Source organism: Pantoea piersonii (genome assembly GCF_003612015.1).
In the GTDB taxonomy this organism is placed as follows: domain Bacteria; phylum Pseudomonadota; class Gammaproteobacteria; order Enterobacterales; family Enterobacteriaceae; genus Pantoea; species Pantoea piersonii.
The window spans coordinates 1-26162 of the sequence record NZ_RARB01000013.1; the positions used below are offsets into that span (position 1 = coordinate 1).

Annotated in this window: 21 protein-coding genes; 8 read left to right on the forward strand and 13 right to left on the reverse strand. The window is 50.5% G+C overall.

The features are described 5' to 3' along the window. Positions 1-219 precede the first annotated feature (219 nt). Positions 220-693, forward strand: coding sequence for an NUDIX hydrolase (locus tag D7S44_RS21665; protein WP_120458291.1), 474 nt, complete (start codon positions 220-222; stop codon positions 691-693). A 239-nt stretch (positions 694-932) separates the two neighbouring features. On the opposite strand, the gene D7S44_RS21670 is transcribed toward D7S44_RS21665, so the two are convergent. Together D7S44_RS21670 and D7S44_RS21675 are read right to left on the reverse strand one after the other, a co-directional pair. Next, a complete protein-coding gene (locus D7S44_RS21670; protein ID WP_120458292.1) occupies positions 933-1454 on the reverse strand; it encodes a GNAT family N-acetyltransferase in 522 nt (173 codons plus the stop codon). Positions 1455-1662: 208 nt separating this feature from the next. Then, positions 1663-2094, reverse strand: coding sequence for a MarR family winged helix-turn-helix transcriptional regulator (locus D7S44_RS21675; RefSeq protein ID WP_120458293.1), 432 nt, complete (start codon positions 2092-2094; stop codon positions 1663-1665). A 108-nt stretch (positions 2095-2202) separates the two neighbouring features. Here D7S44_RS21675 and D7S44_RS21680 point away from each other — a divergent pair, with 108 nt between their 5' ends. After that, entirely contained in the window at positions 2203-2940 is a 738-nt protein-coding gene (locus D7S44_RS21680) for a dienelactone hydrolase family protein (protein ID WP_120458294.1), read from the forward strand. Between the two features lie 181 nt (positions 2941-3121). Here D7S44_RS21680 and D7S44_RS21685 read toward each other — a convergent pair whose 3' ends face one another. After that, positions 3122-3589 carry a helix-turn-helix domain-containing protein gene (locus tag D7S44_RS21685; RefSeq protein WP_120458295.1) on the reverse strand — a complete coding sequence of 156 codons (468 nt, stop codon included), beginning with the start codon at positions 3587-3589 and terminating at the stop codon, positions 3122-3124. A 475-nt stretch (positions 3590-4064) separates the two neighbouring features. Between D7S44_RS21685 and D7S44_RS21690 the strand changes: the two genes are divergently transcribed. After that, entirely contained in the window at positions 4065-5324 is a 1260-nt protein-coding gene (locus D7S44_RS21690) for a sensor domain-containing diguanylate cyclase (RefSeq protein ID WP_120458340.1), read from the forward strand. A gap of 218 nt (positions 5325-5542) precedes the next feature. On the opposite strand, the gene D7S44_RS21695 is transcribed toward D7S44_RS21690, so the two are convergent. From D7S44_RS21695 to D7S44_RS21735, 9 genes are all read right to left on the reverse strand, one after another. Continuing rightward, positions 5543-5893: an SDR family NAD(P)-dependent oxidoreductase gene (locus tag D7S44_RS21695; protein ID WP_334316752.1), complete on the reverse strand. Its 351-nt coding sequence runs from the start codon at positions 5891-5893 to the stop codon at positions 5543-5545. Between the two features lie 104 nt (positions 5894-5997). After that, entirely contained in the window at positions 5998-7062 is a 1065-nt protein-coding gene (locus D7S44_RS21700; RefSeq protein WP_120458296.1) for a mechanosensitive ion channel family protein, read from the reverse strand. A 971-nt stretch (positions 7063-8033) separates the two neighbouring features. Further along, positions 8034-8924 (reverse strand): oxidoreductase, encoded by an 891-nt coding sequence (locus D7S44_RS21705; protein WP_120458297.1) that lies wholly within the window; start codon positions 8922-8924, stop codon positions 8034-8036. Between the two features lie 217 nt (positions 8925-9141). Further along, positions 9142-10047, reverse strand: a complete 906-nt coding sequence (gene gcvA, locus D7S44_RS21710; protein WP_120458298.1) for a transcriptional regulator GcvA — start codon at positions 10045-10047, stop codon at positions 9142-9144. Between the two features lie 549 nt (positions 10048-10596). After that, on the reverse strand, positions 10597-12198 hold the full coding sequence (locus D7S44_RS21715; protein ID WP_120458299.1) for an MFS transporter: 1602 nt from the start codon (positions 12196-12198) through the stop codon (positions 10597-10599). Positions 12199-12889: 691 nt separating this feature from the next. Beyond that, on the reverse strand, positions 12890-14032 hold the full coding sequence (gene bglB, locus D7S44_RS21720; protein ID WP_120458300.1) for a beta-galactosidase BglB: 1143 nt from the start codon (positions 14030-14032) through the stop codon (positions 12890-12892). Between the two features lie 4 nt (positions 14033-14036). Further along, entirely contained in the window at positions 14037-15119 is a 1083-nt protein-coding gene (locus D7S44_RS21725) for an alcohol dehydrogenase catalytic domain-containing protein (RefSeq protein WP_371315557.1), read from the reverse strand. Positions 15120-15534: 415 nt separating this feature from the next. Continuing rightward, positions 15535-16527 (reverse strand): LacI family DNA-binding transcriptional regulator, encoded by a 993-nt coding sequence (locus tag D7S44_RS21730; protein ID WP_120458302.1) that lies wholly within the window; start codon positions 16525-16527, stop codon positions 15535-15537. 284 nt (positions 16528-16811) lie between these two features. Then, positions 16812-17708 (reverse strand): LysR family transcriptional regulator, encoded by an 897-nt coding sequence (locus D7S44_RS21735; RefSeq protein ID WP_120458303.1) that lies wholly within the window; start codon positions 17706-17708, stop codon positions 16812-16814. A 100-nt stretch (positions 17709-17808) separates the two neighbouring features. Here D7S44_RS21735 and D7S44_RS21740 point away from each other — a divergent pair, with 100 nt between their 5' ends. From D7S44_RS21740 to D7S44_RS21760, 4 genes are all read left to right on the forward strand, one after another. Beyond that, positions 17809-18639 (forward strand): SDR family oxidoreductase, encoded by an 831-nt coding sequence (locus tag D7S44_RS21740; protein ID WP_120458304.1) that lies wholly within the window; start codon positions 17809-17811, stop codon positions 18637-18639. Positions 18640-19153: 514 nt separating this feature from the next. After that, positions 19154-19735, forward strand: coding sequence for a DUF4142 domain-containing protein (locus tag D7S44_RS21745; protein WP_120458305.1), 582 nt, complete (start codon positions 19154-19156; stop codon positions 19733-19735). 588 nt (positions 19736-20323) lie between these two features. Then, positions 20324-21559 (forward strand): zinc metallochaperone GTPase ZigA, encoded by a 1236-nt coding sequence (gene zigA, locus D7S44_RS21755; protein ID WP_120458307.1) that lies wholly within the window; start codon positions 20324-20326, stop codon positions 21557-21559. Positions 21560-21691: 132 nt separating this feature from the next. Continuing rightward, entirely contained in the window at positions 21692-22873 is a 1182-nt protein-coding gene (locus tag D7S44_RS21760; protein ID WP_120458308.1) for an NAD(P)/FAD-dependent oxidoreductase, read from the forward strand. A gap of 3 nt (positions 22874-22876) precedes the next feature. Here D7S44_RS21760 and D7S44_RS21765 read toward each other — a convergent pair whose 3' ends face one another. After that, the gene (locus D7S44_RS21765) at positions 22877-24247 is read right to left on the reverse strand and encodes an aldehyde dehydrogenase family protein (protein ID WP_120458309.1); all 1371 of its coding nucleotides are present in this window, start codon (positions 24245-24247) and stop codon (positions 22877-22879) included. A 415-nt stretch (positions 24248-24662) separates the two neighbouring features. On the opposite strand from D7S44_RS21765, the gene D7S44_RS21770 reads away from it, so the two are divergent. Continuing rightward, positions 24663-25595 (forward strand): RepB family plasmid replication initiator protein, encoded by a 933-nt coding sequence (locus tag D7S44_RS21770; RefSeq protein ID WP_120458310.1) that lies wholly within the window; start codon positions 24663-24665, stop codon positions 25593-25595. Positions 25596-26162 lie beyond the last annotated feature (567 nt).

The following is a 26162-nucleotide window of genomic DNA, read 5'->3' on the forward strand; positions in this document are numbered from 1 at the left end:
GAACCTGTTATGACGAAGCGAAATATTTGCTGGCTCTCGAAGCGAGACACTCGCCCTTACTGAAGCCATAAAAAGCTTGTCGAATGTCTCAGGGCGTGAAGCGGACGTTGAGTGAGATTAGAAGTGTAAGAAAATGCAGATCTATAGGACGATTCAGGCTGCAACTTATGTTTATATAAATATCGAGGATGAGTATTTAAGCTTTTATAAGGGGGATATATGCGCATTCGACCATCATCTCGATTGATCATTCTTTCGCCTGAAAATCACGTCTTGCTCTTTAGGTTCTGTCATAAAGATGATGCTTTGAGAGGAAAAACATACTGGGCAACGCCGGGTGGTGGGCTTGAAAAAAATGAATCTTTCGAGCAGGCCGCTATACGCGAATTATTTGAAGAAACGGGTTTGACAAGAACTTTAGCAGGACCACAAATAGCGTCCCGAACCTTCACAATGATGCTACCAGGTGGGGAGACCGTGCTTGCTGAAGAGCGTTTTTTTATGATTAATGCAAATACAGTAGATCTCGACCGCTCTGGGTGGAGTAGCAATGAAAAGGAAGTCATTCGCGATCATCGTTGGTGGACAATAGAAGAGCTCATACACACCAATGAGACAATTTTCCCACGCGATTTAATCATTAACATACTTGAAAGCAAGTCAGCCGGATCCTCGAGGTTAACTGCATCATGATATCCTGAACGTCCGCTTTTGGCACAAAGCGGACTTCGCAGTTCCTTTAAGCATGCAGGCACAGTGAGACCGGAAACTGGCTCTGCGGCTTGATAAGGGACATAAGAGCAAGCTGAGCAGAGCGCCACAGTGTGGTGTAAACGCGATACCTGATACAGGCTATGCGATTCAAGGGGGGTCCCGAGGGGGGTAAGAGCGACAGGAACCGTGGTGCACTTAGTCTGGGATGGTTTGTTAGCTTACTGCCGTACAAGCATTCGTACCTGCTTGCCACGATAGTTAACGTACTCCTGGAACTGGAAACCAAAACGCTCAGCCAGATAATTTGAACGTTTGTTATCTTCATCAATAATACAGCACACTGGAGAAGAAAAAGTCTGGTCGGCCCATAGCAAAACTGCAGCCAGTGCTTCAGACGCATATCCTTTGCCCCGTGCTTCTGGAATCAATGTCCATCCAGCTTCAGGGTATTTTAACTCAGGCGTGGTATTACGATGAGCATCCTGAAAACCAAACGCACCAGCATAACGGTTTGTTGCTTTTTCAAATACTGCCCAGTAGCCATATCCTAACGCATGCCAGTGCCCGATATAACGTAATAAGCGGGTCCAGACCATTTCTGCCGTTGGATTCTCTCCGCCATTAATTTTAGCCATTTCAGGCGTAGCCCAGCATGCCTTGAGTGCGGGAAAGTCATCGAGCGTAAATTGCTTCAAAATCAGACGTTCTGTTTCAAGTTGAGGCGCTTGCTGTGTAGCCATTCTTTCCTCCTGTCCTGGATTTATTATTTGGCTAATTTATCATCATGCACGCTTCTTATCCCCCGGAGCAATATGACTGTAACGATATCCCCTTCTGGCACACAACGGACATAATTATCAACATCCTGATGCCCCCTCCGGCTCCCGGGTCCGCTTAGCGGCTGGGGTTTGACGGCAACGGCAGGGGCAGCATCTGAAGCTGGCTGGATCACATGTCATCAAGGTTCAAAATAAGCCGGGTAAGCAAGGCGCTTAGCTGTTCGCATTCTGATTTACTAAAGCCTTTAAGTGCTTCCTTGTTTGCTTCCAGGATAACAGAGCAGGCTACAGGTAACCGATCTTTAGCCGCGTCTGCCAGTTTGATTCGACTGCTACGCCGGTCTTTAGGATCGGGCGTTCGATGAATCAACCCATTACGTTCCATGCGAGTCAGCATTTGTGCCATCGGTGGTTGTTCAACCCTGACAAAACGTGCCAAGTCCCGCTGCGTTGCTGCAAGATTGTTTGACAGTGCCACAAGCACTGGCACCTGGCCAACACCAAAACCCAGGGGTTTGAGGCGCGCCTCACTCAGCCGCGCAAAGCCTCTCGCAGCAAGGCTAATCAAATGTCCGGGGGTATGAAGTATATCGTTATGCATGATGGCGAGCTCTCCTTGACAGATACATATGTACGTATATATTTTACAGATTCTTGCCAGTCAAATATATCTGTTCCTTGTGCCTCATTAACTCTTTAGGGGATGATTATGTCCAGCGAGCCAGTTACCATCACTACAGCGGATGGTGAATGTGTGAGTCACGTATTTACACCTGCCAACAAAGCCAGTGGTCCTGCGATTGTGTTTTACATGGATGCTGGCGGTATTCGTCCCGCAATGTTTGCTATGGCACAGCGGTTAGCCGATGCCGGTTACGTAGTCCTGCTACCAGATCTTTATTATCGCTACGGCTCTTACGGACCATTAGATCCCGGCGAGGTATTCAAAGGTGATGTTCACGCGATTCTCGGTCCGTTGATGTCAACGACCGGGAACGCAAAAGCAATAAGTGATACGAATGCCTTACTCGCCTGGTTAGAAACCCGAAATGATGTGCAAGGCAGCAAAGTTGGCTGTGTGGGCTTCTGTATGGGGGGAGGGATGGCAATCGCAGCAGGGGCCTCCCGACCCGATCGCTTTGCGGCAGTTGCCAGCTTTCATGGCGGTAATTTAGCCACCGATGCTGTCGATAGCCCACACAACTACCTTAATTCGTTAAAAGCAAAGCTCTATCTTGGCGTTGCTAAAAATGATCCTTTTTATCCGCCTGCGATGGCCAGACAGTTTGAGCAGGCCCTGGGAAGGGTGGGCGCTTGTTATCAGTCTGATATCTATTCCGCTGAGCATGGCTGGATGGTGCCTGACTTTCCGGTATATAACGAAAGCGAAGCAAATCGTGGGTGGCAACGTATGTTAGATTTTTTTAAGGGCGCACTGACTGCCTAAAGCAAATTTAACTGAAACCTTTTTCCCATGAAAAATAAAAGATTTTTTCGGAAAATATTATTCATAGTTAAAATCGTCAGACATAATCATCAACGCCCTGATGCCCCCCTCGGAATAGCTCTCCTGGAGCAATGTTTCGTAAAGTTTGCGGGTCAGCATCAGGTCTGTTTACCTGCAGGTATTATCTGCGCAGCAGGCGTTGCAGCCTCTTTTGCTGCCATTTGCTAATCAGTCCCCTAAATAAAAAAGTCCTCATGGCGCGCACCGTAATTAACGCAAACCAGATAGCAGCGACCCATAACGACCAGTTGCTGGCAGGAGACGTAAAGTGATTAAGCATGAACAACAGCAGGCAGACGACGAGTGCCGTAATAACTGAACGGTAGAACCGGCCTTCCTCAGCGACTCTGTTTCTCGTTTCGGCAATTCGCTCATCGAGCGCCTTGTCCCCAACATTTTCCGGACTGGAAAGCTCCGCAACGTTTACCTCAAACACCGCGGCTAAGGCGCTCAGCGTTTCCAGACCTGGCCGTTCGCCGTTCTCGATCCGCTGCACAGTACGTGTACTCAGGCCTGATAATTCGGCAAGCTGTTCCTGCGACCAGGCCCGCTGAAGGCGCAGCGCTCTGAATTTGTTAATGTCACTCATTGCCCATCTCCGAATAGTAAGTTGTCAGTGAACAATGCTACCCGTGCCAGCCCGCATCACCACGATCAGAACCCGACAGCAACCTGACACCGGCATGACACCAGCGCGGCAGGCATAATTTTCCCATACGGCGGCTCAAAATAAGAATTCAGTTCATTATCTTTGTCAGACAACGGGACAATGTGATGTATCGCATAACTCAGAAATAAAGAGACAGTTACAGATTTCACAGCCGTTTTATAATGCAGCCTTGATTAAAGATCGCGCGCTAATCAGCCGATAAACTTACATTAATACTCCTGGCCTTGAATGCTCATAGATAATTTTCCGCGCATAACTGACCTTCGCGTAACGGAGCATTCCTTACCGAAGCATCAGGCAGGTTTACGGGAACGGCAATTACGGCGCACGGAGGTCTGTAATGACGAGTATTGAGCATGTTAAGTATCGTCAGCAAACATCGGAGCCGACCACCATGCACACTGTGATCACACCTACCTTTTCCGCTGTTTGGTCCACGGACGCCCAGGGCATTTGCATCGCCAGTCAGGAAAGCCCGACGGGCCTGATGCCCGCACTGAAAGGCGTCACGCTAAGTGCATGGCTGAAGTTCGCCCAGGCTGATGACGATGCAAAGATCGCGCTGCAACTTACTACCGCGCTTGAATGCGTGACACCTTTTAATATTGAAGTACCGATCCTTTGTCTGGACGGGACAACGCGACGTGTGATTGTTTCAGGCCTGCCGGATTGCCAGCCCAGCGCTTCTCGCCTGCAGTATAACGGCTTTATTCTTGATATAACCGGTCAGCGCAAAGCGCTTGAAGATGCGCTGCGTACGGCAGCGGAGTACCGCCTTTTGATCGAGAACAGCACAGACCTGATCGCTCATTGCGACGCGGACGGCAGATACGTGTCGATCTCGCCTTCTTATAGCGAAATGATCGGCTGGTCAGCCGATGAGATGGTGGGTCAGCTGGTGGTGGATTTCCTGCATCCCGACGACCGCGCACCCGCCACCGAGGCGCTGGTGCACATCTTCAACGGCGGCGAGCTGCCAGACGTGGTCGAGGTGCGCAAGCAGCATCGCGACGGCCACTACATTACGCTGGGCACCAAGGCCTGTGGCGTCAGCGATCCTTCCACAGGCAACAATATTGGCGCAGTGCTGGTTTCGCGCGATATTACTCGCGATAAAGAGAGGATGCAGAGGCTCGAAAAACTGGCAACCCGCGACATGTTGACCGGGTTGCCTAACCGGGCATGGATCAACGACCAGGTGGGCTACATGCTCGCGCAGGGCGAAGATCTGGCCTATACGGCGGTGCTGTTTATCGATCTCAATGGGTTCAAGGCCGTCAATGATTCGATGGGGCACGCAACAGGAGATCTCTTGCTGCAGCACGTAAGCGAACGCCTGCAACGCTGTATGCGCCCGGGCGATTCGGTGGCGCGCCTGGGTGGAGACGAATTTGTAGTAGCAGCAAAGTGCAGCAATCGCGAAGCGGCGTCCGCCATCGCCCAGCGTATTATGGACAGTCTGAAAGAGCCATTTGCTATCAACAACATGGAAGTACGGCTCGGCGCGGCTATTGGCATCAGCCTTGCGCGGTTCGGGACGGCATCGGCCAAAATGTTATTTGAAAATGCCGATATCGCAATGTACCAGGCGAAAGCACGACGTGATGGGTCCTATCAGTTTTTTGAGACCGCAACGCTGCCGTTACGTGATTAGGGGTTTCTGCTGTTGTAGGTGGTTTATTATGGTGTCCGTCCGCCCCCTATATTTAGGGTGCCTCTGCTACGTCCGCGCCTGACATATTAAAGATCACCGACAGGCTATAGCACTCCGGGAACCTTCCCTTTATTGATGGCTTAACCCACAACAAGAACCTCTCTTTTGCCCTGGCGAGCCTTAAGAACGTTAATTTTATGGAGCAACACTAAAGCACGTCATTCGCGGTAGCTGCCGCCGTAGGCTTCCGCTACCCGATCGCTTTGCGCCTCGCCGCTGGTGATGAGCCTGAGGATCATCCCGGCGACCTGCTGCGGGGAATGCATAAATGCAGCGCTCTCTTGCTGCTGTTTTATTGCCTGATCCTGCCCTGCTTTTACTGCCTGATAGAATTCAGTGGCCGTCATAAAAGGATAGAAAGTAGATAAGGTAATGCCTGCCGAAGCCAGCTCAAGGCGTGCGACGGCAGAAAGCATATTCAGCCCCGCCCTGGCGCTGGCGCTGGCGCTGGCGTAGGCGGCTGGCGTCGGATAAGTCGCCAGGGTTGCGCCTGAGCTGATATTGATAATGCTGCCTGCCCCTTACTTGCGCATGCAGCCCCTGCTCCGCATATCGCTTTTGTGCATTCCGCCCTATAAAAACGAGGGCACTTAATTACTGAATTCTCGCACTATCAGGCACCGGGATCGGTCAGTGTCGCCCTCACATGAGGGAGGCTCTGAGGGTAATTTTGCTGAATAAACTCAATCATTTTTTCCCGCACGTAACAGCGTAAATCCCAGGCGGTGGGGGAATTCTGGGCTGTCATCAATAACCTTATAGTCATGGTTTTTTCAGTCGTATCGGTAACCTGAAGCACCTGAGTTTCTTTGTCCCAGAGCCTTGTTTCACTGAGTACTTTTTCAAAATGCTTGCGGAGAGGCTCTAATGGCATGGAATAATCAACGTAAAGAAAAACAGATCCTAAAATTTGTGCATTATTACGCGTCCAGTTCTGGAATGGATTTTCGGTAAAGTAGGTAATAGGCAAGACCAGTCGGCGCAGGTCCCAGAGACGCACCACAACATACGTCAGGTTGATCTCCTCAATCCAGCCCCACTCTTTTTCAACCACGACAGCATCATCGATTTTTATCGGTTGCGTAAAGGCAATCTGAATGCCAGCAAACAAGTTGACAAGCGACTTCTGCAGAGCAAAGCCAATGATTATTCCGGCAACCCCGGCACCTGCCAGAATGGTAGTCCCGAATTTTCGCACGCCAGGAAAGCTGAGTAGAATCAGCGAAAGACAGAGCGTCACGAGTACGACAATAGCGACCTTTTTCACATACATTATCTGAGTGCGAATTTTTCGGGCGCGAAGGTTATTCGAAATATTGATGTCATAGCGTATGAAAAGCATATCCTGAGCAACATTAATCAATCGAATCAGGACCGAGCAAAATGACAATATAATAAATATATTAACTGACGTCGTAATAAAACTAAGTGATTCAGGATCGATATTAACGTAATTAACCCCAAAACTTATTAACAGTAAGGGGATAAAAAGAAACATTGATCCACGAAGATGCTTTTCAAGTGATTTGAATAGCTTTCTGTCATGACTTTGCCAGTAACGAATGAAACTGAGAAGAATAAATCGCGTCAGAAAACCCACTGCAAGTGAGAGCGTGACGAGCAATACAGCAGGCACCCATGATGGAGCGCCAGATAACTCACCAAATAACGAAGGCATTATTTCCCCTTATATTCAGCCAACAACCATGAGTTGTCAGGCAAGTCAAAAAGTCAGTAACCTTTCTTTTCAGGTTATCTGATGATTACGTGATTCACGCTCTTTAGTATATGAAAGATCTAATAAAATGGCCTTACAGGGCATAAAAAAATATCTGGTAACTTTTAGTAAAAGCTTAGCTAGCGATAAACGCAGGATTTCTTCTGTCCACCGCTTCGGTTTTTCACTGCGTCAGAGTCCGATTCCGCCACAAAGCAGACCGAAGCAGTGCTAACTTGCTGCTCATATCGAAAAGCTGGGCTAACTCTTTTTCTTGCCATAAGCATTTTTATTAACAGGTTAACGGGTACTAACTTTCCCCGCGATGCAGCGTTAGCGGCATGAAGGTACTTGCAGACGCAGCAGCGTCAACAGTTCAGTCGCCAGTCCTTTGTGTTTGAGGTTTAATCCGTATCCGTTAACGTGATAAATACGATAAACCGTTCTTTAATTACTATGATCACCTGGATACCTCATCAGCTGACATATCCGGCGATAATGGAGGAACACAGTTACTGCATCTTTTAATTCCTTTTATTTCGCTAAAAAAGTTAAATTATCCATCCCTCACTACCCTTTGCCCAGAAAAGCGCAATCAAGTTAGATCATCCTTAAGCTAAAAAAGCATTGACCAAAAATTGACTGTTAATCCGTGCCAGCCCTGTCTGTAATGGCAGACAACGTGGGTGAGGCATTTAATGAGCCAATTAACAGTACGCACTGTTTTACACACCAGACAGGCAGCGAGCTATTTTTTATCTATGCATCGAAACCAGAGACACTGCCCTGCCGGAACAATCATGCACGCTGTTCAAAAAGTTAGTAAGCCACTTAACCCACGCGGGGGTGATTCCCCGCCAGAGAACGAAATGGCCCGCCTCACCAGGGAAACGCCAGACGGCCCCCCAACTCCAAAGTCTGACGAAACAGCGTTAACCCGGTCCTTCACTGCCAGCCGCCAGCAGAGGCACAACCACATCGCTGATGGGAACGGAGATGCCGTGAGCATGCCCATAGCGCTGTATCACGCCGTTGCGAATTTCCCACTCCATTGGGCGATTGGCCTGACGATCCGCGAGAATAGAGGTACCTAAATCGGCGGGCAACCGCTGGAAATTATCGACGATCTCCTGCGCGACGCTGTCGTTCAGCACGGCACCCTCGGCGCGGGCGACGGCAAGGCATTCGCGCAGATACGCCAGCGCCAGCTTGCTAATATCTTCGCGGGAGAACATACCGGCGCGGCGATTCGCAAGCACCATCAGACCCGCGACGGCATTTTGTAGCAGTTTGCGCCATGCAACAGAGAGAAAATCTGCCGACAGCTCAACCGCACAGCGTGTGCCACTCAGCGCATCGGCCACCCGTTTCGCCTGCGGAACATCCGGCAGCGTCAGACGCGGTTGAGCGCGTAGCCAGACCGAGGCATCCGGCTCGCGCTGAGCGGGAAACCAGACCACCGAAGGCAGCACGGTTGCTCCCTTGACCCAGGGTTCAAGCTGCGCTTTCTGTTCGACGCCATTTTGTAGCGCACATACCACGGTGTTTTCATCGCATAACGCGCTCAGCCACCTGGCGCTGTCGGCATTCTGAGTAGTTTTCACCGCAACAAAAACAAGATCGACGGCGTGGTCAATTGTCCCCGGATCGCTTAATACCGGGCCAGGCACCGCAATCTCGCCCTCATCGTGACGTAAAAGCAACTGTGGATGCGCGGTACGCCCGCAAAGCAGCGGCGTAAGGCCAACCTCATGCAGAACCGCAGCGATAGTTGTACCAATCGCGCCTGGCCCAATCAGCGCAATTGTCGGATGGTCAGACATAGTGATTACTCCTGATTCGCTTATCCCGTCATCATGTGCCGGTGACAATCACCGGACACGCCAGTACATTTTGAAACGGCAACGCTTCACCGCAATCCCCTGCGACCCGGCAGGGTAAATGGGCACTTCGGCTTCCGGATATCTGCCGATGCTAAACAGTACACCTCAGCATGAACAATGAAGTATCGTCATTCCATCATGAGGAATTACTCATATTTCACTGATAATGGCTCTGCGCCTGCTGCGACTCATGCAGCAACCAGCGACGGAAATTCAGAATTTGCGGCTGCGTTTCAAGACCCTGCGGGCACACAAAATAGTAGGCCGCCGGTGACGGGAAAGGCACTTCAAAGAGCCGCACCAGCGTGCCATCGGCGAGCTCTTTTTCAACGTGTCCACTGCGCGCGAGCGCAACACCCTGGCCGAGAAGCGCGGCTTCAATCGTCATGTTGGTATCAGCGAAACGGACGTTCTCATGCAGGACATCACTTTTGACCCCGACGTGCTTAAACCAGTCTCCCCATTTTGGCACTAAGTCGGCACCATCACGCGTCAGTAGCGGGTAGCGCATCAGTTCGGCAGGCTCAGCAGGTGTGCCTGAACGCTGTAGAAGCGCCGGACTTGCTACCGGAAATAACTGTTCACGAAACATAAATTCCGTAAAAAGAGCGTGGTAATTGCCGTGACCAAAACGGATTGCCACATCGGACTCTTTCCCGGCAAAACTGATGGCTTTGTCAGAGCTTTCCAGTGATACCAGGATTTCCGGATGCAAACGGGCTAAGGCCGGAAGGCGTGGCAATAACCATTTCAGCGCAAAGGAATAAGTGGTGTTGACGCGCAACCGTACCCTGCCGTTTTGTTCACGCAGATCGGAAAGCGTGGTATCAAGGTTATTGAAAAATTCACGCACCAGCGGTGCGAGTGCCTCTCCGGCAGGCGTCAGACTCAGCGTTTTACCGCGCTGAAAAAGTTGCAGCCCCCACATCTCCTCGAGATTTTTTAACTGATGGCTGACGGCGCTTTGGGTGATAAACAGCTCTTCGGCGGTGGCGGTAAAGGTAGTGTGTCGTGCAGCAACTTCAAACGCACGCAGCATGGCGGTCGGTGGGAGGTTACGCATTATTCTCGCCCTGGGAATGAGTGAATACTCATATCACCACAAGCTTGCTCCCCTGCGAAAGATAACGCGACAGAAATAATAAGCGAGGCGAGGCTGCTTCGCATGACGTGGCATAAATGAATACATTTACCAGCGTTGTTGTAATGTTTGCTGCTGGTCCTGAGCTGACCATGGATGCACTCTTTTCGCAACAGCAAAAGTACCCGTTCAGGGCTGAGCCAGTGCCCCTTTTTTATCAAGTTTCAAGGGTTAAGCCATTAAAGAGGTAGCATCTTATCGCCAGTTAAACCTCTACAACCTGGTCAGACTCAACAACGTTCTCGCTTAGCGGCTTCATTGTCTCTCTGCTTATCGGTTAACTGATGTTGTAAATCCAGGCAAAATGACTTCTCTGTATTTCAAGTCTTGAAAACCAGTAGAAATGTTCGATAGAGATAAACATAGCATGAGGATAGCAGCGTTCGCCTCCGATATAGAACGGACCCTACCCTACACATAATCTGGTACCGATCACTGAAAAAAGGTGGCTATAAATGTGCTGTCTGAGCGCTAATATTTATCTGCTAATTTTTGCTGTTTACCTGCCTCAGAATTAATCTCATTAATGTCCTGTCTGGCAGGCGGAGAACGGTGCCGGTTATTATAGCCAATATTATTATTACCCCATAAATTTTCATACCGCAGGCCAGTCAACTGCTCAACTGTCGCGCGGGTGTTGCATGAAACTGTCTCAGGTAAAATGCGGTCTGCTGCTCTCATTCGAATGATTTCCTGCTGAAGAATCTGATGTGTCTGGCGGTTCAGACGAAAGTTTAGCGAGATGATAAAACCGATGCAGAGAATGCTTATAGTCCCTGCGCTGAGAATAAGCAAAATGGTATGTCCGACCTGAGGATCCTGTGTAGCTTTACCTGAAACAAAACCGGATAACTGAAGAATGATCCCGACGAACATAACGGCTCCGGCCTGTGATGCCTTGCGGGTCATGGTCATCACGCCAGCAAATATACCTTCCCGCCTCTGCGCCGTAATGGCCTCATCAACATCAGCGATATAGGTGTAAGTGTTCCAGGGGATATAATTAATACCGCCTCTGCCAATGCCTGCCACAGCGGCAATAAACAGCAATAACAGATAGTTATCAGACAAGCCGACATAGTAAACACCCGCAAAGGATAGTGAGGACAGTGCAAACAACGTCACCACCAGCCGGTATGACGGCGCAGGGCCAAATTTGATGCAAACCGGCACCATTAATACGACGGCAATAAACTGGAAGATAGCCATCACCCCCATCAAATCAGAGGCTCTGCCGGCTCCCTGCATCAGCACAAACACGACAAAGTAGGTGAACACGGCATTAAAAACGTCCTGCGCAATGTAGCTCCCTAGATATAGCCCCAGATGTTGACGAAAAATCTTTATGCGTAAGGTTGAAGCGAGTTCCGTCATTAACCGACGCATGCTTTGCACGAGCGTCAGATTCTGCTTTTCTCTCTCGGCACGCAATTCACTCTCAGACTTGAGTTCAGCAGGGCGTTCCCACGTAAAGCAGTACACTAGTATCAAAACGAGGCAGCAGATCACAGATAAGATCATTCCCGCGTAAAAGAAGGAAACGGGATTGTCTTTACCCAACCAGGTTAAAAGTACGCTGGGTAAAAACGAAGCGAGGATGGCCGACAGCTGACCCATCGCAATTCTGGCGCCGGAGAATTTGGATTTATGCGTAAAGTCATCGGTCATCTCTGGTACCAGAGTTTCATAGGGCACCAGAATCATTGAATAAACGATATCGAATAGTAAATAGGTCAGCAGGTAGTACCAGAAATCCATCCCGCTGACCCACATAAAGGCATAGCTAAAAATGCAAGGGATGCCAAGCAGGATAAAAAACTTACGACGGCCAAACCGCTTACCAAACCAGTTGTTGCCAAAATTATCGCTGAGATATCCCATTAAAGGGCTGATAAAAGCGTCGAGCACGCGGGCCGTCGCAAATATCAGTGTGGCCTCCACAGGAGTAAGGCCGCAGAAAGTGGTGTAGAAATAAAGCAGCCATGCTGCTGTCAGCACGGCCGTGCCAGCGCCCAGAAAATCTCCAGACCCGTATGCCAGATAGTGTTTGAACCCAGGCGTTTTATAATTCACATTAACCTCTGAACAGAACCATTTTCGTTATGAGAATGAAACAGCATCAGATGAGTTTCTCCGGGCTTTGCCCCTGCCCGCTCATGAACTGGCTTGTGCCAGCGCTGATTTTCTTTTTTAAAAGCTCCCTGGTGTACCGTTAAAGCCGATGCGCCTGCTGCAAGCGGTACTCTGCTCCGTTGCCCCGTTTCTGTGCATCAGAAAACAATCTGGCTGCGATCATTCTGAAATCCGCATGGAGCATTTATCCGGCATATCAAAACAATAAAATGATTTCGTAAACATTTAAGAAAATAAATATTATTCTGTGATCCATTAAGAAATATTCTTTAAATACCTATAAATAACAACTGCTTATAAATATCTCAATTGGTAGGACCGGGCTTATTCATCGTGTGACACAGCTCATATTTTGTTGTTAAACCCAATAAATGTTCACGATAACATATAAAAATTATGCCCAGAGGGGATAATCCCACATAGATAATAAGGTTATGACTTAGAAAAAATAAAGAAGGGGAACGTGCTTAATGAGGCTCCGCCGCAATTTATAGGGGTAATATTCTTCACACTCGACTGAATGAGCAAATCGGAGTAAATGAAAGCATGCGGGAATAAGAAAATGTGCCACATTGTTTATGATGTGGCAGTAGCCATAAGGGTGATGTCGGTTCATCGTATAGATGAAACGCTAGAGATAATCATGCAGATATTCACTCAGGCACAGAATAGCCATCGCCTGCCCATAAGGCATCGGTGTTAGCGGGATCTGACGGTAGTACTCCAGATCGCTGCCCATTTCGGTACCGAATGAGGCTTGTTTTAGCTCGCCGTCTTCACTGATGTTTGCCGCTACGCCACGGATAGCTTTTTGTCCAACCACAGCATAATCCCTCGCAATATAACGCTTACGCACCGCCTTAAGAATGCCGTACGCAAATCCGGCTGTGGCAGAACTCTCTAAATAGGATTGATCATCGTCCAGCAAGGTATGCCAGAGCCCACTTGAATCCTGCAGCCTGGATAATGTACGAACCTGATGTTCTAATACCTGCAGCAGGTAACGCCGCGTCGCATCCCCTTCAGGGAGCTGAAGAAGCTCAATAAAATCAGGGATCGCGACGGTAATCCAGCTGTTCCCGCGAGCCCAGCGTGCCCGGGAGAAATTGTGATTACCCTCAAAGGTCCAGCCGTGAAACCATAACCCGGTATCCCTGTCCATCAGGTACTGGATATGAAGCAAGAACTGATACTTGGCTTCTTCAACGAACTCTGGCCGCCCCAGCAGTAAACCTATTTTTGCCAGCGGCATGACCGTCATCATCAAAGTGTCATCCCAGAGTTGCTGATGATTTTCCTTATGGATCACTACATGCTGTAACCCACCCTGCTCGGTTCGCGGCATCTCATACATAACCCATTCGCCCCAGCGCTCCAGGAGAGATCTCCAGGCAGGATTTTTAGCCTCTTCGTAACGATACGCCAGCGTCAGTAATGGACAGACAGTATTAACGTTCTTGGTTGGCAAGCCCCGCTGGAGCTGCTCGCTGAACCAACGATCAATAATCGACAGCATCTCTTTATCACCCGTCTGCCTGTAATAGTGATAAATAGCATACAGACCGATTCCGTGCGTCCACTCCCATCCCGCAGCCCACCCTTTGGCGTCAATGATGCGACCATCGTCCAGGTGAAGGGCGAACTCGCCCGTAGTGTCTTCAATATGAATTAACTTATCGGTTAACTTGTGTATGAGCGAGTGCACGTCATCACGCGCAATAACATGTTCTGCCTGACGCAGCAGCGCGCTATGTTTTACTGCGAAAATAGTCATAAACTTACCCAGCCTGTTGTTCAGGAATCAGAAGAATCTTGATGGCTTCTTTCGAGCCGAAGGCTGCAAAAGCATGCTGCCATTCTTCAAGAGGGAAGCGGTGAGTCACAATACCCTCAGCGGTCATCAGTTTTCGGTGAAATAAATCGATAACGGTTTCATAGGTACCGGGGCTGAGATGGGCGCCGCGGATGTCCAGCTCTTTTCGATCGCCAATAATCGACCAGTCCACAGACGTTTCCCGGCTAAAGACACTGAACTCAACAAACCGGCCTAATTTACGGATCATTTGCAACCCCTGAGTAACGCCTACCGGATTGCCAGTGGCCTCAATATACACATCGCAGCCATAGCCATCCGTCAGGGACTTCACCACAGCCACTGCGTCCTCCTCCAGCGGATTGATGACGACGTCCGCCCCAAGAGTTTGCGCCAGCGCCAGACGGAACGGCATTACATCTATAACAATTAACTTTTTGGGTGTCTTGAGCTTAATCGCCTGGATCATGCCCAGGCCAAGAGTGCCAGCACCAGCCAGTACCACCACGTCATTAAACTGAATATCGCCGCGATTCACCGCATGTACCGCACATGAAAACGGTTCTATCAGCGCGCACTCTTCCAGCGTCAATGAATCAGGGATTTTGTGCACACGGCTGGTGGGTTTGAAGAGCATATAATCCGTCATGCCTCCATCTGCATCCTCAGCCTGAAATCCATAAATGTCATGCTTTTCGCACATCCAGTACTGGCCGTTACGGCAGAAGCGGCACTTATTACAAGGAACAATTTGCTCGGCTATTACACGGTCATTTAACTCAACGCCGAAATGATCCAGTGCGCCGGGGCCAGCAGCATATACCGTGCCGAAAAATTCGTGACCGGCCACCACCGGTGTTTTGACATAGCGCGGGAAGGTTTCATTACCCCAGAACATCGGTGCGCCATGAAAACAGTGAAAATCTGACGCACAGATACCGCAGGCTCCGATTTTAACCAGCAACTCGTTATGACCTGGTGTAGGCATGTCCCCCCTTTCCAGGCGGTAGTCTTCAGGACCGTAATTAACCAGCTTTTTGATGTGCATTATTGGCATAACCCCTAAGCGACAAATAGATGAGGAAACCATAAAATGTTTTCGTAAACATTTCCACAAGGTCACTCACCTTTGTGATGGAGTTAACACCAATTATAGAACTTTCTTTAAATTCAATCTATTATATAAAAACAACAAAAACTCAAACTGATACATCCATCATTTATCCGGCGTAAAATGTTATCATTAACATTCATAGGGGCGGGAATCCATCCGGCGTAAAGCGGCCAAAAAGATCAGGGGGAGTGGCAAACGTGGGCGAGAGCAACACCTTAAGCGTTGGCATTCAGAGCCCTTGATGTAGCCAGGATCTTGATTTTTTATCGAAACAGATACCGGCTGCGTAAAACGTAGTAAACCTGAACCCGTGGATTAAGAGTACAATGCGTGTGTTCTTTAACTGGAATTACTGATTATTTTTAAGAAATCCATTAATCATAGTCCGCTCCTGCCAGGGCCGGTCTTCAATTGCGGCAATCAGATTCTCTGCAACGATGGTAGCCCATTGCTTATAATCATGAACCACGCAGCAAAAGTAAAAACCGTAATCTTCTGCATTGGGAATTTCATCAATTGAAAGAAACTCGACGCCTCGTAACATCCATCGCGTGGCCACATTTTTAGCTGCAAGCGAGATAGCGCCGTTAATGCCAATAATGGCATCATAATCGATTTCGTTAGAAGAAAAGTGCGACGTAATAATTTCTTTAGCATGATCGTAACGGTAATCGGCATAAAGACGGGTAACCTCAATATTATCAGAGAGGTTTTCGCAGATGCTCGTCAAACGTTTCTGGGTAATACGTGAATCTTTAGGCCCGCCAATTACCAGTACTTTTTTATAGGCCTTATCATTCACAACGGAGGCGATAAGCTCGCCCGCACGTCGGTCATTGACATACACTGCAGGCAGTTGCTCATCAAACTGACGGTCAAACTGAATGAGACGAGTGTGGGAACCGTTTAACACTTTCAGATGACGGGTATCATAATCAGCACTGTCACTGATCACCGACAACACGATACCCGCTGCTTTATAACCGACCAGCGTATTAATAGCTTTTGCTTCTGATGTGCGTTCGCCTTGAGTGGTGAATATCATCACTGAATAGCCACGGGTTTCAGATAATTTGCAGAGTTCCTGAATAACATACGAGTAACTCTGATTAAAGGTATCATCAGCAATAATACCAATAATAGGACTCTGAACGGTTTTAATATTTTGCGCAAATACATTAGGTATATAACCCATCTCATCTGCAACTTTCATGATTCTTTCACGCGTCTTGGCCTTGACCTTTTCAGGTGAGGTGAAAACGCGTGATACAGTAATACTGCTAACTCCAGCTACCTCAGCCACATCATTTATGGTAGGTGGCTTGCTTCCGTGTGTGTTCATTATTGCTTCAACCTTAAGTCAGCGGTCTCTTTGCACCTGCCAATTTCTAACACATGATAATTAACAGTAAATGGGAGTTGATGCCAGACCTTACTGGTAAATGTTGAGTACAGCAGCACTGACATCGCAGCTGTAAACGCTTTTGCTGTGCTGCTACGCCGGCGGTGTACTTCCATCGAGATACACCCGGTCCTTTAAACGCATAACCAGCCATAGTCAGTGTTCGCTGCCTTATGCCAGTGCTTCATTTCACAGCATCAGAAGCTCAACTGGTTAAGTCGATTTCAGGCGCGCGATGCTGCTTTGATTGTGTCAACGAACAGCCGTAACGCGACGGGCATATGACGATTCTGAGAAAAGTAAAGCGCAATGCCTTGCGAGGCTATTGTCCAGTCCTCCAGCAGGGTGACCAGACGCTCTCTGTCCAGCCAGTGCTGAGCATAGCACTCCGGCACATAGGCCACGCCTAATCCAGCAGCGGCGGCTTCTGCTATTAAGGCGCCGCTGTCGAGGGTCAGACTACCCGGTACATCCAGGGCGAATCGCTGCTCATGCTGCTGATATTCCCAGTGGTAGCGCTTACCGCTCGGCAGGCGCTGTCGTAAACAGTTGTGCTGCATAACATCCTGTGGATGCTGAATTTGGGGTCGCAATGCTAAGTAGCCAGGCGATGCCACAGTAACAAAGCGCAACGGCCCGCTCAGGGAAATGGCCACCATGTCTTTAGGCACATCTTCAAACAGCCGGATGCCGGCATCGAACCCCTGCTCAATAATATCCACCAGCTGACCTTGCGCGACTAAATCCATTTCAATCCCCGGATATTGCTGAATGAAGGTCGGCAGTATCGTTCCCAGCAGAAGGCTGATAGCGGCATCGCTGGCGCTGATGCGCAGCGTGCCATAGGGTTGATGGTCGCTGGCGGTCACTTCGTTCAGCAGCTCATCCATCTGGTTGAGCAGCGGCGTCAGACGCTCAATCAACATTTCGCCTGTTTCGGTCAACGCCACGCTTCGCGTTGTTCGATGGAAAAGCCGCACGCCAAGCGCAGTCTCCAGCCCTTTAATAGTGTGGCTGAGTGAGGAGCGTTTAAGCCCGAGCACATCTGCAGCGCGACGGAAACTGCGTTGTTCAGCGACCGTTTTCACCGCCAGTAATTCGTTCCAGGAAGGACGTTTCATTGTTGAATATTTCCCACCATCTCATGCCAGTTTGTGGAGATTATGCCATCAATTATTCATTTTAAGATGGAGCCCGGTTTACTAAACGGAGATGAGAGTAATGAAAACCTGGTTAATTACCGGCGCATCCAGCGGCCTGGGCCGTCTGATGTGTGAAAGTCTGCTGGCCCGTGGCGATCGCGTGCTGGCAAGCGTCCGACGTGAAGCTGCATTAGATGATATGCGCACGCAATATGGCGACAAGTTGCAGGTGATGGTGCTTGATCTCAGCAAGACAGCAACGATAAAGCCAGTAGTTGAGGCTGCATTCGCTCAGGCGGGACGCATTGATATTGTAGTGAGTAACGCGGCTTATGGGCTATTTGGCGCCGTGGAAGAGCTGAGCGATACGCAAATTGAACGGCAGATCGCTACAAATCTCACAGGCTCAATTCAGCTGATTCGCTCAGTGATTCCGTTTATGCGGCAGCAGGGCGGCGGTCGTATTGTGCAGGTTTCCTCGGAAGGCGGTCAGATTGCTTATCCCGATTTCAGTTTGTATCACGCCACTAAATGGGGCATAGAAGGCTTTGTCGAAGCGGTTCGGCAGGAAGTTGCAGAGTTTGGCATCGACTTTTTGTTAGTAGAGCCGGGTCCGACGGCGACGCAGTTTGGTGCGGGGCTGGATATCGCTGATGCGTTACCGGTTTACAGCGATACGGCGGCAGGGAAAATGCGGTCGACGCTGATGAGTGGTGAATTTGCGATTAAAGGCGATGCGAAAAAATGCGTGGCGGCAATGATCGCTGCTGCTGATGCTGACAGCCCGGCGTTGCGCTTACCGCTGGGAAGTACCGCGTATAACAATATTGAAACGGCGTTAAAAATGCGACTGGATGCCCTGCGGGCAATGAAAATCGTGGCATATAGTGCGGATCGCCCGGAAATGTAGGCTGAATCATTCCCTGAGGAAAGCGACAAAACAGGCTTGCTGCGTTGCCTTACTTTTAATGACTTCAGTCCGCTTTTGGCTCAAAGCGGACTGAAGTCAGCTCCCTGTCCGCTATGAGGAAAAGCGGACCTTATGCATCCTTATCACTACCGGATCGATCCTGTTCTGCCAGATTTAAGAGGCGAACTGATGAAGACCGGTCAGCTTATTGTTCGCTGCGTTTTTTCAGAATCAGCAACAGCAGCCCGATCAATACAGCCGCACCGCGGTTGTACAGCATCTCTTCCACAAAAGCAGAATGCCTCCAGTCCCACCGTCTTCTTGCACGCTACGCTGTGCAGTTTCCGCTTTTTGCTTCGGTCATCTCCTGCCCTCCTCCGTTGAGAATGGTTACTTAACCTGCTGGATCAAATCGTTGCCACTATACTGACCATTGCAGTTGTAATTTACATACAAGGTTGAGCACGGTTAATTGCCTGATAACAGCCTTACCCATGACCCGCAGGAGAACAAAATGCAAAAGAGTAAAACCTTGAAAGGACTGCTAGCCGTAACAGCAGTCGCAGCGATGTTCAGCACTGTCGGCGTGCAAGCCCAGACGCCAGCGAGCGCCACGCAGACCAGCGCCGCAGGCCAGACCAAATCGAGCACCAGCCTCAGCTCCGGCGACGAAAAAGCGTTAAAGGATATGGCGCAGGCCGATATCAATGAAGTCGCCGCCGCCAAAATCGCGCTGAGCAAGGCCCAGAGCAGCGAAGTCAAAGCATACGCTCAGCAGATGGTCGACGACCACGGCGGTGCTTTGACCAAAGTACAGACGGTCGCCCAGCAAAAGGGCGTAACCCTGCCGACAGAGCCGGACGCCAAACACAAGACTATGGCCGCCAAACTGGAAAAGCAGAGCGGCGCCGCATTTGACAAGATGTATATGAAAAACGCCGGCACCATGGACCACAAAATGGTGCTGTCGAAGCTGCAAAGTGACGCTAAAAAGATCAAGGATCCGGACGTGAAGGCCGTGGCTGACGCGCATATGCCGGTCGTTGAGCAGCATCTTAAGTCCGCGCAGCAGATGCCGATGGCAGCAGGTAAATAAACAGGTAATTCGGTAGGCACACGGTTTTCTGACTCAGGTTCCCCTTTGTGCAAAACGTTGTAGCACGGGGGATCTTTGCTTTACGTGTGCCGATCGATACGCGCTCATCTGCAGTTGCAAGCTAATACGCACTTTACCTGTTGATGACTGAAATTGACTCCGTGCAGCCGTTCGACAGGCTGCATGGCGCAAATATGGCGAAGGACCGCTTTTGGCGCCAGCGCCAGCACAAGCAGATCTCACTGATGCGCTTACTCTCCGAAGCCATGCCTCTCCTGGCTCTCACCTCGCTAAATCCACTCTTTGCCCTGAAGAAGCGCAGCAGATCCCTCTGACTTCAGTAAACACAATTTAGGGCACCGGAACGTAAAGCCCATAACGTAGGCAATTTAGTGACGACTGCTCGCGTGCGCGTGCAATGTGCATCCAACATCCAGTCGCACCCGCTGTTATTACTACAGAGCCGCCTACCCGTAACCTCAGCCTAAAATCAGTGGTGTCTGTTATCCAACAGAAAAGAGGCATTGCGAGCAAAGACCCTTTATTGTTATGTTATAACATACCAATAATGCTTTATCAGAGGTTACAATGTCTACTCCCTTCCCCCTCTCTTCGCAGGCCGATCGGCGTCTGCCGGTTTGTGTACTCTCAGGTTTTCTGGGTGCCGGAAAAACGACGCTGCTTAACCATATCCTGAATAATCGCGAAGGGCGTCGCATTGCGGTTATCGTGAATGATATGTCAGAAGTGAATATCGACGCCGCGCTGGTTCGCAATGGCGGCGCATCGCTGTCGCGTACCGATGAAAAACTGGTTGAAATGAGCAACGGCTGCATCTGCTGTACGCTGCGCGAAGATCTGCTGCTGGAAGTGAAAAAACTGGCGGAGGCGGGCCGCTTCGATCATCTGGTGATTGAATCGACGGGCATCGCTGAACCGCTGCCCGTCGCGGAAACCTTTACCTTTGAAGATGAAGATGGCGCATCGCTTTCGAGCCTCGCGCGTCTCGATACCATGGTGACCGTGGTTGATGGATTTAACTTTCTGCGTGATTACCACTCAGTCGACTCGCTGAACGAGCGTGGCGAATCGCTGGGCGAGCAGGATGCCCGCTCGGTAGTGGATTTGCTGGTTGATCAAATTGAGTTTTGCGACGTACTGGTGGTGAATAAAATTGATCTGATCAGTGAAGAAGATCGTCAAACGCTCTTTGCCATGCTGCGTTCACTTAATCCACGCGCGCGCATCGTAACCGCCTGTTTCGGCCAGGTACCGCTGGATCAGGTGCTGAATACCGGCCTGTTCGATTTCGACCAGGCCGCGCAGTCGCCGGGCTGGCTGAAAGAGCTACGCGGCGAACACAGTCCAGAGACGGAAGAGTATGGCATTCGCAGTTTCGTTTATCGCGCCCGCCGCCCTTTTCATCCGCAACGTTTCTGGGAAGTCGTCAACCACCAGCTGACGGGCGTGGTGCGCTCGAAAGGTTACTTCTGGCTGGCAACGCGCCCGGATTACGCAGCGATGTGGTCACAGGCTGGCGCTGTGGCGCGCCACGGCTATGCAGGCCGCTGGTGGGCAAGCGTTCCTCGCGAGCACTGGCCGGAAGATGCCGACTCTCTTGAGTTTATCGCTAGCCAGTGGGAGGAAGGTATCGGCGACGCGCGGCAGGAGCTGGTGTTTATCGGTATCGATATGGATGAACAGCAGGTGCGCTCGGCGCTGGATGATGCGCTGCTGACGGCGCAGGAGATGGCGCGCGGACCCGACTGGTGGCTCACCTTACCCGATCCGCTCCCCGCATGGTTTGATGAAGTCGCAGGGTAACGACCTGAAGCGCTGCGTGAAGCAGCGCTTTTTTTTGCTCCGCCAGACGCACAAGGTCAGAACGAAAAGTAATTGGTCGGCCTCCTGCTCTGTTTGCTATAACGCGGTATCAACTCACTGGAGGCTACCTTAATGACGCAGCGTATTGCCGTTATCGGCGCAGGTGTACTGGGCTTGTCTGTGGCGCGAATGCTGGCTCTGCAGGGCGCGCAGGTCACCCTGTTCGACAAAGGCGCGCCTGGCGCAGGCACCAGCCAGATCAGCTTTGCATGGGTTAACGCCAACGGCAAAAGCCCGGAGAGTTATCACCGTCTCAATGCGGCCGGTATTGAGGCGCATAAACGCCTGCAACAGATATCCCGCGCGCCCGCGCCCTGGCTGCTGGAAACCGGCACCTGGGAGTGGGCGGCGGAGCCCGCCATACAGGCAGAGCTGGAAAAGAGACTGACTAAACTCACGGTGCTGGGTTATCCCTGGCGAACGGTGACGCGTGAAGCGCTGCTGGCGCATTTTCCTGAGCTGCGGCTTGACTCTCGTATTCAGCAAGGCTGGTTTTTTCCCTCAGAATGCCTGCTCTATCCCAGTCTGCTTATCGGCTGGCTGCTTGCCCAGGTGCGCCGTCTCGGCGGCGCCCTTATCAGTCAGACAGAAGTGGTGACGCTTTCAGAGCACCCTGACGGCGCAGCGCTTGAACTGTCGAATGGCGAGCAGTGGACGGGCGATCGCGTGATTTTAGCCGCTGGTCGCTGGTCAGCGGAGCTGTTAAGACAGCTGGGCCTGGATCTGGCGATGACAGATGCTAATCGGCCAGACAGAGTGGCCTGCAGTTTCCTCGCCTATACCGATCCTTTACCGATCCAGATCAACAGCAATATCATTTCACCTGAGCTTAACGTCAGGCCAGACGGTGGAGGCAGACTGATCCTGCAGGCGCTGGATCTGGATGACTATGCGGATCCGGCCCGTCCGGCGAGTACCGACGGGTTGATTGGACAGGAGTTTTTGCGTCGTCTGCGCCGGATGTTTATCCAGACCGAAGACGCGCGTATTGCGAAGATCGAGGTAGGACAACGTTCGCGTCCTGCGGATGGACTGCCTGCTGTCGGCTATGCGACTCACCACCAGCGGGTTTATCTGATGGCTTCCCACAGCGGCATGACGCTGGCGCCGCTGTTAGGCGAGCTGGTAGCGAACGAGATAATAACGGGCGAGCGCTCTGAAATGCTGGCCGATTTCGCGCCTCAGCGCCTTATGAGGCCTTTTATCGGTAAAAGCGAGGGTCTGGCCCCCGCTTACCTTCCCGCCGCACAGTGAGCCTTAGCGGCGGTTTTTCCAGACGGTCTGAATGTTGCAGAACTCATGTACGCCGAAGTGGGACAATTCACGACCGTAGCCGCTCTTTTTGACCCCGCCAATGGTGACGCGAGGATCCGATGCACCGTTGCCGTTGATAAACACGGCGCCGGTCTCGATCTGATCGGCCAGTCGATCTGCTGTGGCGCTGTTTCCTGTCCAGACCGTCGCGCTCAGACCAAATTCACTGTCGTTGGCGATAGCCAGCGCATGCTCGGCGTCACGGGCGATAGCGATCGCCGCTACCGGACCAAACAGCTCTTCACGAAACGCTGTCATTTCTGTCGTGACATCTGACAGGATAGTCGGCGCGTAGTAGTTGCCCTCTCCTGCGATCTTCTCGCCGCCCAGTACCAGACGCGCCCCTTCACGCAGGGACCGTTCGACCTGGTTATGCAGCTCATCGCGCAGATCGAAGCGCGCCATAGGACCGAGATAATTTTTCTCATCCAGCGGATCGCCCATGGTTAACGCCTGTACTGCAGCGCTGAAGCGTGCTTCGAATTCTTCTGCAATGGCGGCTTCAACAATAAAGCGTTTTGCGGCCATACAGACCTGTCCGGTGTTCTGGAAGCGGCCCGTGACGGCTGATTTTACCGCTTCATCAAGATCGGCATCGGCAAGTACGATAAAAGGATCCGCGCCGCCCAGTTCCAGAACGGTTTTTTTCAGGGCTGCGCCAGCCTGTGCAGCAATAGCGGAGCCAGCGCGTACGCTGCCGGTAACGGCGACAGCGGCAATGCGAGGATCTTTAATAGCAGCCGAGACGCCGTCATTGTCGATATTGATGGATGCGAAGGCGCCTTTCGGCAGATCCGTTGCGCTGAACAGCTCCGCCATCAACGTTGCGCAGCCCATCACGTTCGGGGCGTGCTTCAGCACATAGGTGTTCCCGGCGAGCAGCATGCCCACAGCGCCGCGTAGCACTTGCCAGAACGGGAAATTCCACGGCATGACGGCCAGGATGGTGCCGACAGGCTTAAAGCGTTGCCAGGCATCTGGCACCTGCGTTGGCTGATCTTCCAGCATCGCGGGGCCATGTTCTGCATACCAGTCACTGAGGTTCGCGCATTTGAGGATCTCAGCACGCGCCTGAGCGACAGGCTTGCCCATTTCAAGAGTAATCATGCGCGACAGTTCAGGCTCGCGCTGACGCAGCTGCTCTGCCAGCTGACGCAGTACCTTAACGCGGGACGCCATATCTGTATTGCGCCACTGCTTAAAGGCAGCGGTACTGGCAGCAAGCGTGCTGTCCAGTTCAGCCAGAGACTGCATAGGATAACGTGCCAGGATTTCACCGTTGGCAGGGTTTTTTGAAACAGCGTAATCGGTCATGGTGCCTCTCAGGATGCGTTTTGACTATGGGACTTACCCTACGCTTCTGGGATAGTGATGAAAAATGAATAATAGTGAGCAAGTTGTTTTCATATTCTGAACAGAAGCAGTGAGGCTATTATCGCGGCTGCCGATCGAATACCCTGGCATCGATCAGTTATCCACATATACAGAGAGAAGATCCTAATAAACGATCATAAAGAGATCTAAAAGAGATCCTAAGAGATCCCCGATCGTCGCAGGCCGTACCCCACAAGGGCTGAGAAGGTGATCCCGTTCACTATAATCAGTAAAGAGTTCACTGTAATCAGTACTTTATTCACTACACACTGTAGAATGTTCACTGTAAACAGTGATAGTGTTCACTGTAATCAGAAAACGATCCCTTTCATCCACAGAATGAAGATCTCATGCTATGGCAGATAAAGAGAGTGAAAACAAAGCGTTACTTGAACCTTTTCTGTCGGTGACCAAAAACAGCGGTGAAGTTATTCAGCTTCATCCCAATAAGAATAATACTGTTCAGCCCGTCGCTTTGATGCGTCTGGGACTGTTTGTCCCGACACTGAAATCAACGGCGCGCGGTAAATCAGGCGCAATGGCCTCTACTGATGCGACAAAAGAGCTGAAGAACCTGTCATTAGTGAAAGCCGAAGGCTACGAAAAGATTACCATCACTGGCGCCAGGCTGGATATGGATAACGATTTCAAGACCTGGGCAGGCATTATTCAGTCCTTCTCACGTTATCCCACGAAAGGCGATACCGTAACCCTGCCCTTTATCGATTTCGTCAAGATGTGCGGCATTCCTTCTGCCAACTCGTCAGCGGCGTTGCGTAAAAGGCTGGATGCTTCCCTGCGTCGCATTGCTACCAACACGCTATCCTTCGAAGGAAATGGCAAGGCTTACCATACGCACCTTGTGCAGTCGGCCTACTATGACCGGGAAAAAGATGTGGTCCGCATTCAGGCCGATCCCAAGCTGTTTGAGCTCTATAATTTCGACCATAAAGTTCTGCTGCAGCTCAGGGCCATATCGCGGCTCAAGCGCAAAGAATCTGCGCAGGCGCTCTATACCTTTCTTGAAAGCCTGCCAACTAATCCGGCCCCTATTTCGCTGGCGCGCCTGCGTATGCGCCTGAATCTTGGTTCGAAAACCACGACGCAGAACCACGTAGTGCGCCGCGCAATGGAACAACTGAAAGAGATCGGCTATCTCGACTATTCCGAGGTAAAACGCGGTCGCTCAGTCTTTTTTATCATCCACAGCCGCACGCCAAAACTGGATGGAATCAGCACGCTAGAGAGTATCGACTCTCTCGACGAGATCGATTTTGATGAGTCATGAGCAACGTTCACTGTAATCAGTGGGCGGTATGTGGCACTGTCACTTTTTAGCCAAAACGTGACAGTGACCTTTTCCTGGTGTTGTTCACTGTAATCAGCTGCAGCTCCCGTTCACTGTAATGAGCAACATTCACTGTAATCAGTGAAGCGTCAGTTCGGTATGCCTCCCTTCATCTTATCTTTCCTAATTAATTTTCATTAAATACAAATACTTAAAAGATAGTTAGCGCTTGCTTACTTTTATGGCCTCTTTCTTGCTATCTCGTTCATACGTTCTACACTGATTACAGTGAATATGATGCGCCGCAGCTCTACGCTGCATTTTTGCTGATTACAGTGAACCTGTTGAGACTGACCTTTTACGGCCCTGACGCTGGTGACAGATAAAGGCATGAATTAATTTTTTGAATTAAAAGGGATTATTCAGGATTTGGTTGAGGGAGAATATCATTTTACTGATTACAGTGAATGGTTGCATCGGCAAAGCGCTAAAAAGTGACAGGGTTCGCTACAGTCACTGATTACAGTGAACATTACAGGGTTTTCAGCCTTAATTTGCTGTTCCTTC